This window comes from Streptomyces sp. NPDC029122 (assembly GCF_055569445.1).
Map to the genome: position 1 here is coordinate 83,015 of NZ_JBVHWK010000005.1, position 16,601 is coordinate 99,615.

At 74.3% G+C, this 16,601-nt stretch carries 15 protein-coding genes; 9 read left to right on the forward strand and 6 right to left on the reverse strand.

The annotated features are described in order from the left end of the window. The first annotated feature begins 144 nt into the window (after positions 1-144). Positions 145-1,230 carry an ATP-dependent DNA ligase gene (locus ACZ4WZ_RS08530; protein WP_467886848.1) on the forward strand — a complete coding sequence of 362 codons (1,086 nt, stop codon included), beginning with the start codon at positions 145-147 and terminating at the stop codon, positions 1,228-1,230. Here the strand turns inward: ACZ4WZ_RS08530 and ACZ4WZ_RS08535 are convergent. Then, positions 1,176-2,738, reverse strand: coding sequence for an FAD-dependent oxidoreductase (locus ACZ4WZ_RS08535; RefSeq protein ID WP_467886851.1), 1,563 nt, complete (start codon positions 2,736-2,738; stop codon positions 1,176-1,178). The two genes, ACZ4WZ_RS08530 and ACZ4WZ_RS08535, sit on opposite strands and share 55 nt — an antisense overlap. A 98-nt stretch (positions 2,739-2,836) precedes the next feature. Between ACZ4WZ_RS08535 and ACZ4WZ_RS08540 the strand changes: the two genes are divergently transcribed. The 3 genes from ACZ4WZ_RS08540 (at position 2,837) to ACZ4WZ_RS08550 (ending at position 5,370) form a co-directional block, all read left to right on the forward strand. Further along, positions 2,837-3,358, forward strand: coding sequence for a nucleotide triphosphate diphosphatase NUDT15 (locus ACZ4WZ_RS08540; RefSeq protein ID WP_467886854.1), 522 nt, complete (start codon positions 2,837-2,839; stop codon positions 3,356-3,358). Between the two features lie 204 nt (positions 3,359-3,562). Further along, positions 3,563-4,102 carry an ArsR/SmtB family transcription factor gene (locus ACZ4WZ_RS08545; protein WP_467886856.1) on the forward strand — a complete coding sequence of 180 codons (540 nt, stop codon included), beginning with the start codon at positions 3,563-3,565 and terminating at the stop codon, positions 4,100-4,102. Continuing rightward, positions 4,099-5,370 (forward strand): MFS transporter, encoded by a 1,272-nt coding sequence (locus ACZ4WZ_RS08550; RefSeq protein ID WP_467886859.1) that lies wholly within the window; start codon positions 4,099-4,101, stop codon positions 5,368-5,370. The genes ACZ4WZ_RS08545 and ACZ4WZ_RS08550 overlap by 4 nt, the downstream gene beginning before the upstream one ends. Before the next feature lie 95 nt (positions 5,371-5,465). On the opposite strand, the gene ACZ4WZ_RS08555 is transcribed toward ACZ4WZ_RS08550, so the two are convergent. From ACZ4WZ_RS08555 to ACZ4WZ_RS08565, 3 genes are all read right to left on the reverse strand, one after another. Then, on the reverse strand, positions 5,466-7,565 hold the full coding sequence (locus ACZ4WZ_RS08555) for an MDR family MFS transporter (protein ID WP_467886862.1): 2,100 nt from the start codon (positions 7,563-7,565) through the stop codon (positions 5,466-5,468). 52 nt (positions 7,566-7,617) lie between these two features. After that, positions 7,618-8,973, reverse strand: coding sequence for a 6-phospho-beta-glucosidase (locus tag ACZ4WZ_RS08560; protein ID WP_467886865.1), 1,356 nt, complete (start codon positions 8,971-8,973; stop codon positions 7,618-7,620). A gap of 237 nt (positions 8,974-9,210) precedes the next feature. Continuing rightward, positions 9,211-10,083: an MmyB family transcriptional regulator gene (locus ACZ4WZ_RS08565; RefSeq protein ID WP_467886868.1), complete on the reverse strand. Its 873-nt coding sequence runs from the start codon at positions 10,081-10,083 to the stop codon at positions 9,211-9,213. 334 nt (positions 10,084-10,417) lie between these two features. Here ACZ4WZ_RS08565 and ACZ4WZ_RS08570 point away from each other — a divergent pair, with 334 nt between their 5' ends. From ACZ4WZ_RS08570 to ACZ4WZ_RS08580, 3 genes are all read left to right on the forward strand, one after another. Next, a complete protein-coding gene (locus tag ACZ4WZ_RS08570; protein ID WP_467886871.1) occupies positions 10,418-11,086 on the forward strand; it encodes a helix-turn-helix domain-containing protein in 669 nt (222 codons plus the stop codon). Between the two features lie 64 nt (positions 11,087-11,150). Next, positions 11,151-11,708 carry a toxin-antitoxin system, toxin component gene (locus ACZ4WZ_RS08575; RefSeq protein ID WP_388930820.1) on the forward strand — a complete coding sequence of 186 codons (558 nt, stop codon included), beginning with the start codon at positions 11,151-11,153 and terminating at the stop codon, positions 11,706-11,708. After that, positions 11,705-12,880 carry an MAB_1171c family putative transporter gene (locus tag ACZ4WZ_RS08580; RefSeq protein ID WP_467886876.1) on the forward strand — a complete coding sequence of 392 codons (1,176 nt, stop codon included), beginning with the start codon at positions 11,705-11,707 and terminating at the stop codon, positions 12,878-12,880. The genes ACZ4WZ_RS08575 and ACZ4WZ_RS08580 overlap by 4 nt, the downstream gene beginning before the upstream one ends. A gap of 40 nt (positions 12,881-12,920) precedes the next feature. On the opposite strand, the gene ACZ4WZ_RS08585 is transcribed toward ACZ4WZ_RS08580, so the two are convergent. Together ACZ4WZ_RS08585 and ACZ4WZ_RS08590 are read right to left on the reverse strand one after the other, a co-directional pair. Next, positions 12,921-13,697: a bestrophin-like domain gene (locus ACZ4WZ_RS08585; protein WP_467886879.1), complete on the reverse strand. Its 777-nt coding sequence runs from the start codon at positions 13,695-13,697 to the stop codon at positions 12,921-12,923. Between the two features lie 115 nt (positions 13,698-13,812). Then, positions 13,813-14,397 carry a hypothetical protein gene (locus ACZ4WZ_RS08590; protein WP_467886882.1) on the reverse strand — a complete coding sequence of 195 codons (585 nt, stop codon included), beginning with the start codon at positions 14,395-14,397 and terminating at the stop codon, positions 13,813-13,815. A gap of 160 nt (positions 14,398-14,557) precedes the next feature. Between ACZ4WZ_RS08590 and ACZ4WZ_RS08595 the strand changes: the two genes are divergently transcribed. Together ACZ4WZ_RS08595 and ACZ4WZ_RS08600 are read left to right on the forward strand one after the other, a co-directional pair. Then, the gene (locus tag ACZ4WZ_RS08595) at positions 14,558-15,859 is read left to right on the forward strand and encodes a sensor histidine kinase (protein WP_467886884.1); all 1,302 of its coding nucleotides are present in this window, start codon (positions 14,558-14,560) and stop codon (positions 15,857-15,859) included. Next, positions 15,847-16,512 (forward strand): response regulator transcription factor, encoded by a 666-nt coding sequence (locus ACZ4WZ_RS08600; protein ID WP_467886887.1) that lies wholly within the window; start codon positions 15,847-15,849, stop codon positions 16,510-16,512. The genes ACZ4WZ_RS08595 and ACZ4WZ_RS08600 overlap by 13 nt, the downstream gene beginning before the upstream one ends. Positions 16,513-16,601 lie beyond the last annotated feature (89 nt).

Consider the following 16,601-nt stretch of genomic DNA (forward strand, 5'->3'; position numbering starts at 1 on the left):
TTCTGCTCTGCCCACCCCCCCCCCCCCCCCCCCCCCCCCTCCCCCCCCCCCCCCCCCCCCCCCCCCCCCCCCCCCCCCCCCCCCCCCCCCCCCCCCCCCCCCCACACCGGGCGGGCCCGGACGTACCGCCGCAGAATCCTGTGTATGGATCTGCCGGTGATGCCGCCCGTGAAGCCGATGCTCGCCAAGTCGGTGAGCACGATCCCGCCGGGCATGCAGTACGAGGCCAAGTGGGACGGCTTCCGGGCGATCGTGTACCGCGACGGGCCGGAGGTGGAGATCGGGAGCCGTACCGGCAAGAGCCTGGTCCGGTACTTCCCCGAGCTGGTGGCGGCGCTGAAGGAGAGTCTGCCGCCCCGCTGCGTCGTCGACGGGGAGATCGTGATCGTCCACGGCGGACGGCTCGACTTCGACCGGCTCAGCGAGCGGATCCACCCCGCGGCCTCCCGGGTGAAACTGCTCGCCGAGACCACTCCGGCCAGCTTCGTCGCCTTCGATCTGCTCGCGCTCGGCGACGACTCCATGCTCGGCACCCCGCTCGGCGAACGCCGCAGCGCCCTGGTCCGCGTACTCTCCACAGCTCGGCCCCCCGTGCACGTCGCGCCCGCGACCACGGATCCCGCGCTCGCGCGGGAGTGGTTCGAGCGGTTCGAAGGCGCCGGGCTCGACGGGGTCGTCGCGAAACCCCTCGATCTCCCCTACCGGCCCGACGCCCGACTGATGTTCAAGATCAAGCACGAGCGTACGGCCGATGTCGTCCTCGCCGGTTTCCGTTTCCACACGAGCGGTCCGATTGTCGGATCGCTGCTGCTCGGCCTGTACGACGACCACGGCGCCCTCCAGCACGTGGGCGTCTGCGCCGCCTTCCCGATGAAGCGCCGGGCCGAGCTGGTCACGGAGCTCGAACCCCTGCGGATGCCGGACGTCGAGGGCCACCCGTGGGCCTCCTGGACCGAGGAGTCCGCGCACGAGAGCGCCCGGCTGCCCGGCGCGCAGAGCCGCTGGACCGGGAAGAAGGACCTGTCCTGGGTGCCGCTGCGCCCCGAGCGGGTCTGCGAGGTGCGGTACGACCACATGGAGGGCGACCGCTTCCGGCACACCGCGCAGTTCGCCCGCTGGCGCCCCGACCGCACGCCCGAGAGCTGTACGTACGCCCAGCTGGAGGAGGTCGTCGGCTACGACCTCGCCGAGGTGCTGGGCACTCCCGGCCGAGGGCCTGGCCCCGGGTGAACCGCCCGCCCGCCGCGCGGCGTCGCGGTCAGCTCCTCCCACTCCGCCCGGCCCGGCCCCACCGCGTTCGGCACCCAGCCGGGCCGGGCCGCGAGCCAGCGCGCCACCCGCGCCCGGACCGCGGGGTCCGCGTAGGCCCGCCCGGGCGCCTCGGCCAGGTGCCGCACCCTGGCCCGCGCCCGCATCACCTCCGGGTCCTCCAGGGCGCACTCGAACAGCGCGGCCGCCTCCCGCGCCCTGGCCGCCGCCCCGGACGCGGGGCCCGCTCCCCCGGCCCCCGTTCCCCCCGCCCCGCCCGCGAGCCGCTCCCCGACCGCCGCGTCGGCCCCGACCTGGAGGTCGAACCAGGGCTTCAGCGTGCGCAGCGCCCAGCCGTGGTACCCGGCGGCGAACTCGGCGGACCCCGGGTCCCGGTGCGCCGTCCGGGCCACCCGGTCGGCCGCCCACAGCGCGAGTGAGGTCCCCTGCCCCAGGGTCGGGTTGGTGTGGGTGAGCGCGTCCCCGACGGGCACCATCCCGGTCACCACCGGGCCGCGCCCGTCGGCCAGGGGGCTCCACCGGTTGTCCAGGCCCGCGGTGGCCAGTACCCCCGACAGCGGCTCTGCGCCCAGCTCCAGCCAGGCCGCGCCGGGCGGGAAGGTCCGGGCGGCGGCCTCGAAGACGGCCGGGTCGCGCAGGGCGGCTCGGGTGGGGTCCCCGGTGTGCGCGAACACGGTGACGGCGAAGACCCGGTTGTCGGACGGGAAGACCGCGCAGCCCGCGAAGGCGCCGCCGGTCACCGTCCACGGCCGGCGCGGCCCCTCCTCCGTCCCCTCGGGCAGCCGGTACCAGCGGCAGAAGTACGCGAGGCCCGTGCGGTGCCGCTCGACGGGGGCCGGGCGGCAGCCGGCCCCGGCCAGCAGGCCGCCGGAGCCTCCGCGCCGGCCGCCCGCGTCCACCACGAGGTCACCCGCGTAGGCGCCGCCCGGGGTGGTGACGCCGGTGATGCTGACCCACGGCTCAGCGCCCGTCCCCCGGTCTCTGGTCAGGCCGGCGACCGGCTCCCCGTACCGCACCACCACGCCGGGCTCCGCGCGCAGGGCCCCGGCCAGCGCGCTCTCCAGCACGATGCGGCGGGCCTGGACCATGACCAGGTCCTCGTCGCCCGGCCGCGCCGGAGGCCGTACGTCGAACCAGTCGAGCTCGTGCCGCTCGCGGGCGCCGAGCCGGAGCATCTCGGCGTGTACGTCGGGCAGTTCGGCGCGCAGCAGCTTGCGGGCGGCGCCGAGCAGGACGTGCGGCTGGGCCGCCTGGGGTACGGAGGGGCGCCGCCAGCCGAAGAAGTCACGGTCGAGGGCGGTGCCGGGGGCGCGGGTGTCGCGTTCGAAGACCTCGGCGGTGTGTCCCCGGCGGGCGGAGAGGAGGGCGGTCGCGAGTCCCGCGATGCCCCCGCCGATGACCAGCACATGTGCCACGGCGTCCCCCGAACCGGCGTCCCGTACGACGATCTGACCGTCCAGAGCTTGCACGAGCGCACCCCGGCCGAAACTCGCACACGCGTCCGGGGCCGGCCGGAGGGGGCCGTCCCGCCGGGCAGCCCCGCCACCCGACCGGCGAAAATGACCGCATGGCCAGCCCACACGAGCACGCACCCGGCACCGCATCCCGTACCGAAGCCGGCCCCCCGCCCCAGCGGGCCGTCCCGCAGCCCAACGCGATCGTCGGCGTCGGCCTGATCGTGCTCGGGCCCGACGGCCGCGTACTGCTCGGCCAGGCCCACGACGGCAACTGGGAACTGCCCGGCGGCAAGGTCGATCCCGGGGAGGACTTCGAGCGGACCGCCGCCCGGGAGCTCGCCGAGGAGACCTCCCTTCGGGCCGACCCCGCGGACATCGAGCTGCTGGCCGTCCAGATCTACGCGCACCCCACGCCGCCGACCCGGGTGACGGTGGCCGCACTCACCCGCTCGGCGCAGGGCAGCCCCGCCGTCACCGAACCGCACAAGATCGCCCGCTGGCGGTGGTTCGCCCCGGAGGAGATCCCCGGCAGCCTCTACCCGCCCTCGGCGGCGGTCCTGCGCGCCTGGCGCCCCGACCTCGCGGCCCTCCCCCGCGTGCCCTCGCACGACTACCCCACCCACCGGCGCTAGGCAGCACGGCGGGCGGTGAGCACCGGGACGGGACGGCCAGTTCACCGAGCCGCCCTCGGCGGCCGAGGAAGCCCCGGCGGGTGACGGCGTCCCGGGGCGGCGGCCGGTTCTCGTCGACCGTGTCGCGCACGGAGCGGTCCGGCGCTGCGGGGCCGCGCGAAATTCCCCTTGCGCAATGGTCAAGAAACGTTGACCATTGCTCGCATGCCTACCGACGATCTTCCCGAGACGTTCCACGTCACCACGGACGAGCAACTGCGCGCCGTCTCCAACCTCACCCGCCACCGGATCATGGCCGTGCTCCGCTTCGAGCCGGCGACGATCACGCAGATCGCCGAACGGGTGGGCCTCGCCAAGGGGAGTTCCAGCTATCACGTGCGGCTGCTGGAGCGGGCCGGCCTGGTGAAGGTGGTACGGACGCGGAAGGTGCGGGGCGTCACCGAGCGGTACTACGCGATGGCCGCGCGGTCGATCGTGCTGCCGGATCCGGGCGAGGGAGGACCGGACGTGCTGATGCGCCATGCGGTGGCGGACCTGGAGGCGGCGCCGCTGGATGGCGGGCGGCACGTACGGATGGCTCATCTGCGGCTCACCGAGGAGCAGTTCGCGCAGCTGGGGGCCCGGCTGGAAGCACTGGCGGACGAGTACCGGGAGCTGTCCGATCCGTCGCTGCCGGACGCGTCACTCGTCTTCGCGCTGTTCCGCCCGGCGCCGCGCCAGCAGGCCGAGGGGGACTCCAAGTGACCTCCGGCGAACGGAAGTTGCCGACCGGATTCGGACGGCTGTGGACCGCACAGACGGTGTCCTCGCTCGGTGACGGGGTGTCGCATGCCGCGCTGCCGCTGCTCGCGCTGACGTTGACGCGGGATCCGATGACGCTCGCCGTCGTCACGGCCGCCGGGACACTGCCGTGGCTGCTGTTCGGGGTGCTCGGCGGTGCGCTGGTGGACCGCTGGGACCGCCGGCGCACGATGTGGGTCGTGGACGCGGCCCGTGCGGCGCTGCTCGTGATACCGGCGGCAGCGGCCGTGCTCGACGTACTGAGCATTCCGCTGCTCGCGGCCGTCGCCTTCCTGCTCGGTCTCGGCGGACTCTTCTTCGACACGGCCGCCACGGCCTATCTGCCGGATCTGCTCGGCCGTGACCCCGCACTCCTGGAGCGGGCCAACTCCCGCTTGCGCGGGGCCCAGACCGCCATGTCCGGCTTCGCGGGGCCGCCTGCGGGCAGTGCGCTGCTCGCGCTGGGGCGGGCGGTTCCGCTGCTCGCCGACGCGGTGTCGTTCCTGCTCTCCGCCGTGCTCGTCCGTACGCTGCCCGCCGTGCCGCGGCCCGTGCCGGAGGTCCGCGAGTCGCTGCTCCGGCAGGCGCGGGCCGGGGCCTCGTACGTCTTCCGGGACCGGTTGCTGCTCGGGCTCGCGCTCCGCCCGGCGGTCGGGAACGTCGCCTTCCTGGCGGTGGAGACCGTCCTCGCGCTCTTCGCGCACGACCGCCTCGGCATCGACACCTACGGTTTCGGCCTGCTCCTGACGGCGGAGGCCACCGGCGGCCTGATCGGTGCGGGCATCGCCTCCCGCCTCGGCCGACGACTCGGCACCGGCACCGCACTGACCTGCACGGCCGTCGTCGAGGGGCTTGCCATCCTGGGCCTCGCCGCCGCCCCGAACCCGTACGCGGCCGGGCTGGCGCTCGCCGTCTGCGGGGCGGGCATGGGCGCCACGATGGTGCTCGGGCCCTCCCTCCGACAGGCGGTCGTCCCGGCCCACCTCATGGGCCGGGTCGCCTCCACCTCCCGCATGCTGGCCATGTGCGCCGCCCCGACGGGGGCCTTCCTCGGCGGCTGGCTGGCCACGGCCTACGACGTCCGCACCCCGCTCTACGCCGCCGCCGGCCTCCTTCTGGCGATGACGGCCGTCACGGCATCCATGACCAGCAACCGCCGGGTCGAAGCGGCGCTGCGTGCCGCCGCCCCGGCCGGCGGCCCGGACATGCAGCGGGCGCGCTCGGGCGAATGAGCCGGCCCTTCCGCGCCGGTCACGTACGCCCTGGCATCCCTGACCGAGATGGGGAGCATCATGCCCGGGAAGCACGACCAGGCACCCAGGGGACCCTAGGCTCCCCGCGCCCCCAGCCGGGGTGCGAAGCCGCCCTCGCGCAGGTCCTCCGCCAGCAGTCGCTTGGCGATGGCGTCCGCCGCCGCCCGCAGTTCCTCGCTGCGCGGCCGGCCGCGGTCCTGCTCCAGCCGGTCGCCCAGCCAGTCCGCCCAGGCCCTCGAGATCACCGCCGCCTCCCGTTCGCCCGCCCGGGTATGGGCGAAGAAGCCGTTCTGCCGGGTCAGGAAGCCCTCCTCCACCATCCGGTCGAAGACCGGCAGCAGCACCTCCGGCGGCAGTGAGAGCCGCGACGCGATCAGCCCCAGGCTCGCGTGCCCCACGGTCCGGGTCATCAGGTCCACCTGCATCACCGCCCAGGCTCCCGCCATGTCCAGCCGCGTGTCGGAGGCGTGGACGATCGCCCGCGCCGTGTCGGGCCCCATGTTCCGTACGAGCTTGCCCACCGCCAGTTCCAGCAGCTTGGCCGAGTCCCCCGAGGCCGTGGCGGGGGACGCGAAGCCGTCGCCGATGTCCGTGGAGCCCGCCCGGGCGCTGTCGCGCAGCCGGACCTGCTTGAGGAAGAGCGCGACGACGAAGCCGACGGCCGCCACCGGAACCGTCCACAGGAACACGGTGTGCAGGGCGTCGGCGTACGCGTCGACGACCGGGCCCGCCCCGGCCGGGGGGAGTCCGTGGACGCCCTGCGGGCTCTGCGCGGCGGCGGCGAGGCCGGCCGGATCGGCGCCGGTGGCCCGGGCGGCCTCGGCGACCCCGGCCTTCAGTTCGGGCTCCAGGCGGTTGGCGTAGATCGTCCCGAAGACGGCGGTGCCGAAGGAGCTGCCGAGCGTACGGAAGAAGGTGACGCCGGAGGTGGCCGTGCCGAGGTCGGCGTAGTCCACGGTGTTCTGCACCGCGATGGTCAGCACCTGCATGCACAGCCCGATGCCGGTGCCGAGGACGAACATGTACGCCGACTCCAGCCACCCACCGGTGCCGGGTCCCATCAGCGACAGCAGGTACAGGCCGGCGCCCATCACCGCGCAGCCGGCGATCGGGTAGACCCGGTAACGGCCGGTCCGGCTGGTGGCGTTGCCGCTGAAGACCGACGCGATCAGCAGGCCGATGACCAGCGGCAGGGTCCGTACGCCGGACAGGGTGGCCGAGTCGCCGTCCACGTACTGGAGGTAGGTCGGCAGGAAGGTCATCGCGCCGAGCATGGCGAAGCCGACGACGAAGCTGAGGACCGAGCACACCGTGAAGACGGGGTTGCGGAAGAGCCGCATGGGCAGCATCGGTTCGGCCGCCCGGGTCTCGGCCACGCAGAACAGGGCGAGGGCCAGCGCGCCGCCCGCGAAGAGCCCGGTGATCACCGGTGAGCTCCAGGCGTACTCGTTGCCGCCCCAGCTGGTGGCCAGGATCAGCGCGCTCGAACCGGCGGCGATCAGGGTGATGCCCGGGTAGTCGATGGCGGGCCGGCCGGCGGCGCGTACCGACGGGATGGTGCGGGCGGCCGCCACGACGACGAGCACGGCGATCGGGACGTTGACGTAGAAGGCCCAGCGCCAGCTGAGGTGGTCGGTGAACAGGCCGCCCAGCAGTGGTCCGATGACGGTGGCGATGCCGAAGACGGCGCCGATGGCGCCCTGGTACTTGCCCCGTTCGCGCAGGGGAACCACGTCGGCGATCAGGGCCATGGAGGTGACCATGAGGCCGCCGGCGCCGATGCCCTGGAGGCCCCGCCACAGGATGAGCAGGGTCATGTTGCCGGCGAGGCCGCACAGGAAGGAGCCGGTGATGAAGATGACGGCGGAGATCTGGAAGATGAGCTTCCGGCCGAAGAGGTCGCCGAACTTGCCCACCAGGACCGTCGCGACGGTTTCCGCGAGCAGGTACGCGGTCACCACCCAGGCCATGTGGGCCGCGCCGCCGAGATCCGCCACGATGGTGGGCAGGGCCGTGCCCACGATCGTCTGGTCGAGCGCGGCCAGCAGCACGCCCAGCATGATCGTGCCGAAGACGACGTTGCGCCGCCGCCGGTCGAGCACGGGCGGCGGCGCGGCCACGGCGGGGGCACTGGTCACATCTCGCACTCTCACAGCACCCCCACCCCACCGCATGCCGCAAGCCGCCGCACGGGTGAGGACCCCGAGGCCGCGCCCCGGGAAGGGGTCAGCGCAGGTGGGCCAGGCCCGGGTGCTCCGCCGCGTACGCGTCCAGCAGCCGCCGGGCCACCGCCACCGAGTCCACCAGGGGGTGCAGCGCGAAGGCCTTCACGGCGTCCGCCCGCGAGCCGCTCGAAGCGGCGGCCAGCACCGCCCGCTCCGCCGCCTTCACCGAGGTGACCAGCCCCACCGCGTGCAGCGGCAGCGGTGCCACGGAGACCGGGTGGGCGCCGTTCGCGTCGACCAGGCACGGCACCTCGATGACCGCGTCCGCGTCGAGCACGGAGAGGGTGGCGCCGTTGCGGACGTTGAGGATCAGGGTGGCCCGCTCGTCCCGGGCGATGGCCCGCATCAGCGCGAGGGCGACCTTCTCGTAGCCGCCGGACTCCAGGTCGCTCTCCTCGCGCTCCCCGACGCCCGCCACCTCGCGGTTCTCCGACATGTACGTGGCCTCGCGCTCGGCCCGGGTGCGGTCCCAGGCGGCCAGCGCCGCTCCGGCGGGCTGTCCCGGCCGGCCGGCCTCGGCGTAGAAACCGCGCTGCTGGTCGCGCAAGAAGGCGCCGCGCGTCTGCTTCGCCTCCTGGTAGGCCCGTACCGTGTCACGGTTGAAGTAGTAGTAGTGCAGGTACTCGTTCGGGATCGCGCCGAGCGAGCGCAGCCAGTCGGCGCCGAAGAGCCGCCCCTCCTCGAAGGACTCCAGCGCCTCCGTGTCGGCCAGCAGCCGGGGCAGCTCGTCGCGCCCGCCGATCCGCAGGCCGCGCACCCAGCCCAGGTGGTTGAGGCCCACGTAGTCGATCCAGGCCTCGCCGGGCCGGGCGCCGAGCAGCCGGGCGATCCGGCGGCCGAGGCCGACGGGCGAGTCGCAGATGCCGATGACCCGGTCGCCCAGTGCCTCGGCCATGGCCTCGGTGACCACTCCGGCCGGGTTGGTGAAGTTGATGACCCAGGCGCCGGGGGCGGTACGGGCGATCCTGCGCGCGATCTCGCGGGCCACGGGCACCGTCCGCAGGCCGTACGCGATACCGCCCGCGCCGACCGTCTCCTGGCCCAGCACTCCCTCGGCCAGCGCGATCCGCTCGTCCGCCGCGCGCCCCTCCAGGCCGCCGACGCGGATGGCGGAGAAGACGAAGTCGGCTCCGCGCAGGGCCTCGTCCAGGTCGCCGGTGGCGGTGACGGCCGGGGCGCCCGCCACCCCGGCGGCCGCGGCCTGGTCCGCGAGGACCCGGGCCATGGCGGCGAGCCGGGCGGGGTCCTCGTCGTAGAGGGTCACACGGGACACCCGACCCTCGGCGTGGTCGCCCAGCAGTGCCCCGTAGACGAGCGGGACGCGGAATCCGCCCCCGCCGAGGATGGTCAACCGCATGCCCTGTTCCGCCCTTCCGCCGTCGTGGCCGCGGCCACGGCCCGGGGCTTCCCGGAACGGGCGGGAGCCACGATTCCGGCGGCGCCGCCGGAATGCCACGATCCGTGACATCCGCGCGATGCCGCGGATCGTGGCACCGCCCGGACCGAACCAGGCGGTCGGTACGGCCCGGTGCCGCCGACCCCGCCCTGGACGGGCCGTGGCGCGCGCTTCAGGGGGCCAGTCTGCCCCGCGGTGTCATTCCCCCAGCGGCGGCACGGCCCGCAGACGCGCGCCCTGCTGCTGCGGGGAGCCGGCTCCGCCGCGCACCGGACCGGCCGGCAGGCCCTGCGGGGCCGAGAGCACCAGGGTGATCCGGGTCAGGCCCATCCCCCCCAGCATTCGGCTGGTTTCCGCCACCATCCGGCACCGCACCAGGCCCCAGCCCGGGTCCGGATGGCGCACCGTCCGCACCGCGCCGTCCTGTTCGGCGGCGCCCTCCCCGTGGGTGGTCAGCCAGTGCGGGACCCCGTACCGGTAGGCGGCCTCCATGAACGGGTCACGGGCCACCTCCTGACGGATGCTCCGCAGTCCCTCGTCGTCCGGAGCCCCGGCCAGGGCGGTCGCGAACTGGGCCAGGAGCGGTACGCACCAGGCCGGTTCGTGGTCCTCCAGCACGGCCGCGGCATCCGGGTGGAAGAGCACGAAGCGCAGGAAGTTGTCGTCCGGCAGGGCCGTCGGATGGGGGCGGACCGACTGGAACAGCCGGTCGAAGGCCGAATTGGTGAGGGCGACGTCCCACCGGTGGTCCACCAGGAAGCTCGGGTAGGGCACGGCCTCCATGAGGGCCGCGTAGTCCACGAGGTAGTCGCGCTGGGCCGGGTCCTGGGGCAGCCGGTTCTCCTCGGCCGCACGCCAGGTGGGCGGCGGATCGCGGTCGACCATGACCCTGAACAGCCAGAAGCACTGCCGCTCGCTCATCTCCAAGGCCTCGGCCAGGGCGAGGAGTTTGCGGTCCGTCCACTCTTTGACGAGCCCGCGTTCCCAGTTTCCGTACGCGCGCACGCTGATGTGCAGCCGCGACGCGACGTCCTCCTGGCTCAGGCCCAGTTCTTCGCGGCGCTGGCGCAAAATCTCCTTGCGCCGCTCCGACCGCACTGCGCCGCGGGCGGATTCCTCGCCCGCCAGGCGCTCCTCACCGGCTCGGACGAGGCCATCAGACGGGCCCACCGCTGCGAGATGTGGCACCGAGAGCTCCCCCTCCTCAACGGTCTGGATCTTCATTTCCGTGTGGCGATCCTGCTACCGACTTCATTCGAGTGTCAACTATTGTGGCAATTCCAGCCGAGCGACAGCTCATTCCCGCCACAGCTGTGGCAAGTTCTGGCTCTCCCAAAACAAACCGGATAGATTCCCTGAGGCCGACACGTGCCCACTGACCTCGCGCGATCTAGGAGAACCACTGGTGACAGACGGCTTCCCGGCTCCCGTCGCGGTGGCCAACGCGCCCCTGGCAGCGACCGTCACGCGGGTCGCTGAACTGGCGAACAAAATGGGCCGCGACCCGAACCAGGTCTTCGACCTCCGCAGGCTCTCGGAGGCGTCGGGGGTTCCCGCTGATGTGATCAGGACCCTGCTCGACGGCCGGCGGGCCGGCGAACCCGACCTGCAGGCGCGTTTCCTCCAGCGCCTGGACCTGCTCCGGCGGACCCGGGTGAAACCCAACGGCCGCCGCTACACGCAGCAGGAGATCGCCGACGGCGCCGGGATGTCCCGGCAGCAGGCGGGCGCCCTGATCAACGGCGACCGGCGGCCCACGATGGAGCACTGCGACGCCATCCAGCGGTTCTTCGGCGTACACGCGGGTTTCCTCACCGCCCATGACGCCGACGCCCTCACGGACGCCCTCCAGCGCACCGAGCAGCAACTGCTCCAGGACTTCGCGGGGCGCGAGCGGCAGACCGTACCGGCCGAGGCGGCTTCGACCGGCGATCCGCTGGCAAGACTCCTGCAGAACCACGGCGTGCGGGGCATCGCCTGGCGCGCCGCACAACTGCCCAGCGACAAGCACCGGGACAAGGTGACCGAATGGCTGGACATGCTTCTCGAAAGCGTCAAACCGAACGAATCATGACCCAGTCGAAAGTCTGGATCTGATCCTTGAGTCCTGATCCGGATCCGCGCCGACGGGGAGAACGGTGAGCATAGGCAGAGCGCAGCGGCGGTTGTGCGCGGAGCTGGTGTCCGGCATCAAGCTGGCCGCCCCCGTGGAGCCGGTGGACCTCTACGCCGCCCTCTGCGAGGGCATGAGCAGGCACCGGGGCCGCCCGGTGGAGTTCCGGATGGCCGCGTTCCCGCAGGGGACCGCCAGCGGCCTGTGGCTCGACATGGCGGACCGCGACCTCGTGGTCATCGAGGAGCGCACGGCACCCGATCACCAGCTGGTGATCCTGGGCCACGAGCTGTGGCACATGAAGGCCGGCCACTGCAGCCACCACGTCGACGGGGCCGCCGTCGCCGCCCGGCTGCTGACCGACGGCGCCGACCTCGGCGAGACGGTCCGCAGCGTCGCCGCCCGCACCCGGGCCGACGTCCGGGAGGAGACCGAGGCCGAGAGCTTCGGGCTCCTGCTGGGCAGCCGGTGCCGCACCTGGCTGGCCGGGTCGGCGGGCCACCGGCCACCGGCCCACCGCGACGAGCTGGCGGGCCGGATCGAGACCTCTCTCGGCTACCGGGGGCACAGGAACGACCGTTGAGCGGACCGGACTACTACATCCCGGCGGCCGCGATGGCGGTGGCCCTCGTGTGCAAGCTGCCGGCCCTGCGCGCCAACGGCCGCGATCCGCTGCTGCGGTCCGTCTTCGTCCTGCTCCTCCTCGGCGGCGCGGTGTTCACCTTCGCCGCCCCGCCCACCATCGCGGCCGTCAACCGCTGGACCGGTGTCCCCAACTTCTCCGCCCCCCTCGTCTACTGCCTGATGACCGCCTTCAGCGCCTCCTGCCTCGTCCTGGTCTTCAACTGGCGCGGCGGCGCGAGGCAGGAGATCCGGCGCACCTCCCAGCGCTGGATCGCCGGCTACGCCGTGGTCGTGGTGGCCATCATCGTCCTGTTCGCCCTCGGTGAGGCCCCGGTCGAGCGGCTGCGCGACTTCGACACCTACTACGCGAACACCCCGTACATCCGGCTGATGATCGCCGCCTACCTGCTGGCGCACAACGCCGCCGTGCTGATGATGGTGTCGATGTGCTGGCGCTGGTCCCTGCGGGTCAGCGGCTGGCTCCGGGCCGGCCTGGTGATCATCGTCGCGGGGTACACCATCAGCCTCGCCTACGACGCGGCCAAGATGTCCGCCGTCGCCGCCCGCTGGCTGGGCCACGACCTGGACGACCTGAGCACCTACCTCGCCCCGCCGCTGGCCGCCTTCGCCGCCCTCGTCAGCTCGGTGGGCTTCGTCCTGCCGCTGGTGTACCAGCGCGTGTCGGACAGCTGGCGCACCTGGAGCACCTACCGGCACCTCGGCGCACTGTGGCACGAGGTGCACAGCACCGCGCCCAGCGGCGCGCCCTGCGTACGGATGTCCTGGTGGTCCCCGGCCGCGATCCGGGTGATCCAGCGGGAGTCCGACATCCACGACGGCTTCCTGCGGCTCGGCCCCTCCTTCGACCGGCGCCACCGCGACACCGCCTACGAGCGGGCCCGGTCGGCCGGGGCGGACGAGGAGACGGCCCGCGCCGTCGCGGACGCGGCGATGGTGGTCGCGGCCGTACGGGCCAGCGCCGCCGACCCGGAGGGGGGCGGGAACGGTGACGAGGAGCGGGTGCCGCTCCTGGCCGACGGGCCGCGCGACCTCGTACGGATCTCCCACGCCCTGCGGCACTCGCCGCTGGTGGCCGCCGTGCGGCGGCAGGCGGCCCCGGGGGGGGGCTGAACCGGCCCGGACCAGCCCCCCCCCGACGCCGTCGCGGGGTTCAGCGGGAGGCCGTCACCGACAGGGCGGGGAACAGTTCCTGGAAGGGCTCGGCGGAATCGGTCCCGTCGCGCCCGTACGGGGCGTCGAAGCTCCACACCATGAACAGCAGGAACACGATCAGCGCACTGAACAGTCCGGCCAGCAGCAGCTCGCGCCCCGAACGCCGGATCTGCAGGGTGAAGATCAGCCCGATGGTGACGATGCCGCCGACCACCAGCCCGAACCAGACCACCCCCGGCAGGGTGGACTCGTCGCTCTGGGTCCGCGAGTGCCGGGCGTCGTCGGCGGCGGCGATGTGGTCGAGGAGCGGCTGGTAGGCCTGGGCCTGGAGTTCATTGGCGGGGCTCTGGTGGGTGACGTCGGTACGCAGCTTGCCGAGCAGCTGCGCGCCCTCGGCGGAGGCGTCCTGGCCGGAGACCAGGCGCGGCCAGTCCACGCTGACGGTGTGGGAGACGTACGCGCCCACCTCGCCGCGGATCCGGTCGCGGACGGGCGCCGGGTAGACGTCGGCCCGCTGGGTGACCTCGTACAGCGACTGGGCCTCGCGGCGCACGCTGTCCTCGGCCGCGCCGCGCGCCTCCCAGACACCGGCGATGGCCAGGCCCAGGACGATCGCGTAGACCACGCCGACCATCATCGTCATGTACTCGATGACGTCGGGGGTTTCGCTGGTGTCCTCGTCTTCCGCGACCCGGCGGTGCCGGACCACGGTGATGGCGAGGACGAGGGCGCAGACGAGCGCCATGGCGATGGCCAGGACCAGCCATTCGGACACGAGGGATCTCCCGTTCGTGGGTCGGTGGATGCGTGGTGCGCGGATGCGCGGGCGCAGGGCCGCGGTGGCGCGGAGGCGTCCGTGGGCGGGACGCGGGTGCTGGGGGGCGCGGGCATCAGCTCCGGCCCTTGGAGCGGGGGCGCAGCGCGGCGGCGGCCAGCACGGCCGGGGTGGTCACGACGACCATCAGCATCATGGTGCTCAGTCCGTCCGGGCCCCGCCGCTCCAGGGCGACAGAGTGGTACGGGCGCACGTGGAACCTCCGCGTCTGCCCGGCGGCGGCCCTGGCCGCGGGCGGGGCGGAGGCATCGGCCGGAGCCGGCTCCGGCTCCCCGTCCGCGGCCGGCGCGGCCCCCGGCGGCTGCGCCGGCCCGCCCGGCGCCGGTGCCCCGGGCACGGGCGCCCCCGGCAGCCCCTGCGCGTGGCCGGGGTGGCGCACCGTGGGCCGGACGGCGTCGGGCCCCGTCACCCGTACGGCCGGCGGAACCGGCGACGGGCTCCCGGGCCGCGCCACCGGCGGCGGCGGCACGGCGGGCGGCCGCACCTTGGGCGGCTTGGGCGGCTTGGGCGGCCCGCCCGGCACGCACACGTCGACCCGCGCCCCGTGGCCGTGGCCGTCGCCCGCGACCGCCACATGGCCGTGCAGCGGGCAGAGCGCGGCCACCAGCCCCGCCCCGGCGAAGTACTGCCAAGCCGTCACCGCGGTCCTCCCGATTCGGCAGCCGATATGAGGGTTACGGCTGAAGAAACGATCAAGGCCGGGCTTCGGACACGCGCCGGACAGGTCAAGATCCCCGCCCGGGACCCCATTTCGTCCCGCATGTGACGGCCCGTGAGGGCCGGGGGCCTAGGCTTGCCGTATGTCCACCGCCCCGCCCTCCCGCCCCGTCCCGCCCGTCACCGCGTGGCGCGTCATGCGGCGGCCCGGGCGGTTCCTCGGCTCGGGGTGGCCCTGGCGGTGCTGGGCGTACCTGGGCAGCGGGGCTCCGCTCGGGTACGGGGTGCTGCTCGCCCTGGTGCTGCTCGTCGGGCTCGGGGTGCTGCTGGCGGTGGCCGGGGTCGGGCTGGTGCTGCTGGTCGCCGCCCTGGCGGGTGCGGTGCCGCTCGGGGAGCTGGAGCGGCACCGGCTGCGGTGGGTGGAGCCGGAGCCGGTGGCGGACCCGCACACCTCGCTCGCCGGGGCGGGTCCCGCCGCCTGGCTGCGGACGCGGCTGCGCGAGCGCGCCACCTGGCGGGAGTTCGGGTACGCCGCCCTGCTCGGGCCGGTCTTCGGGGCGGCCGGCTTCGGGGTACTCTCGCTGGTGGCGTTCTCGCTGCTGCTGGTGGCGTCCCCCGTCATCGTGTGGGCCCTCGCCCCGGAGCCGGTGATGCTGATACCCGGCGAGGCGGTGGCGGGCCCGCTGGAGGCGCTGGGCGGGACGGCCGTGGGGCTGGCCGGGCTGGTGCTGGCCGCGTACGCGGGCGCGCTGATCGCCGGGGCGCAGGTCAAGTGCGCCCGACTGCTGCTCGGGCCGCGCGAGGAGGACGACCGGGTACTGGAGCTGACCCGCTCGCGGGTGCGGCTGGTCGAGGCCTTCGAAGCCGAACGGCGGCGCATCGAGCGGGACCTGCACGACGGGGCCCAGCAGCAGCTGGTGGCCCTCAGCATGACGCTCGGCCTCGCCGAACTGCGGCTGCGCGAGCACCCGGAGGCCGCGGAGGCGGCGGCGCTCGTGGGCCGGGGCCGCGAGGAGGCCAAGCGCGCCCTGGCGCAACTGCGGGACCTGGTACGGGGGATCCATCCGCAGGTGCTCACCGACCACGGGCTGGCGGCGGCGGTCGCGGAGGTGGCGCTGCGCCATCCCGTGCCGGTCAGGGTGGACCTGGAGCTGCCCCGGCTGCCCGAACCGGTGGAGGTGACGGCGTACTTCACCGTCGCGGAGGCCCTCGCCAACGCGGCCAAGCACAGCGGTGCCTCGCGGATCGGCGTCGCCGGTAGGGTCGAGGGCGGCCGGCTCACCCTCACCGTCACCGACGACGGCCGCGGCGGGGCCGATCCCGGCGCGGGGGCGGGCCTGGCGGGTCTGGCGGACAGGGTGGCGATGTTGCGGGGCAGGCTGACGGTGTCCAGTCCGGTGGGCGGGCCGACCGAACTGAGGATGGAGGTCCCGTGCTCCGGGTGATCCTGGCCGAGGACTCCGTCCTGCTGCGGGCGGGGCTGGCGGAGCTGCTGACGCTCGGCGGCCACCGGGTCCTCGCCTCGGTCGGCGACGCCCCCGCCCTGCTGCGGGCGGTGGCGGCCGAGCGGCCCGACGTGGTCGTCACGGACGTGCGGATGCCGCCCGGGCTGCGCGACGAGGGGCTGCGCGCCGCGCTGGAACTGCGCTCCGCCGACCCGTCCCTGCCGGTCCTGGTGCTTTCGCAGTACGTGGCCACGGCCTACGCGACCCAGCTCTTCACCGGCGGCTCGGCGGCCGGGCTGGGCTACCTGCTCAAGGACCGGGTCGGGGAGGTCACCGAGTTCCTCGACGCGCTCCGGCGGGTCCACGAGGGCCAGACGGTCATCGACCCCGAGGTGGTCCGCGTCCTGCTCGCGCCGAGGCCGGCGAACGAGCCGCTGGCCCGCCTCACCCCGCGCGAGCGGGAAGTGCTGGCGCTGATGGCGGAGGGGCTCAACAACCAGGCCCTGGCGGCCCGCCTGTTCATCACCGAGGCCTCCGTCGTCAAGCACGCGGGCAACATCTTCACGAAGCTGGACCTGGACCCGACGGAGGGCAACCGCCGCGTCCTGGCCGTCCTGGCCCACCTGCGCGCCCCGGGCGGCGCCGCCGGCTGACCGCGTCCCCGCCTTCCCCGCGTTCTCGTTCGACGACTCCCCCGGGGGGCACACCGGTACCCGGGCCGCCCGGCCGGCGGTCCCGCCGG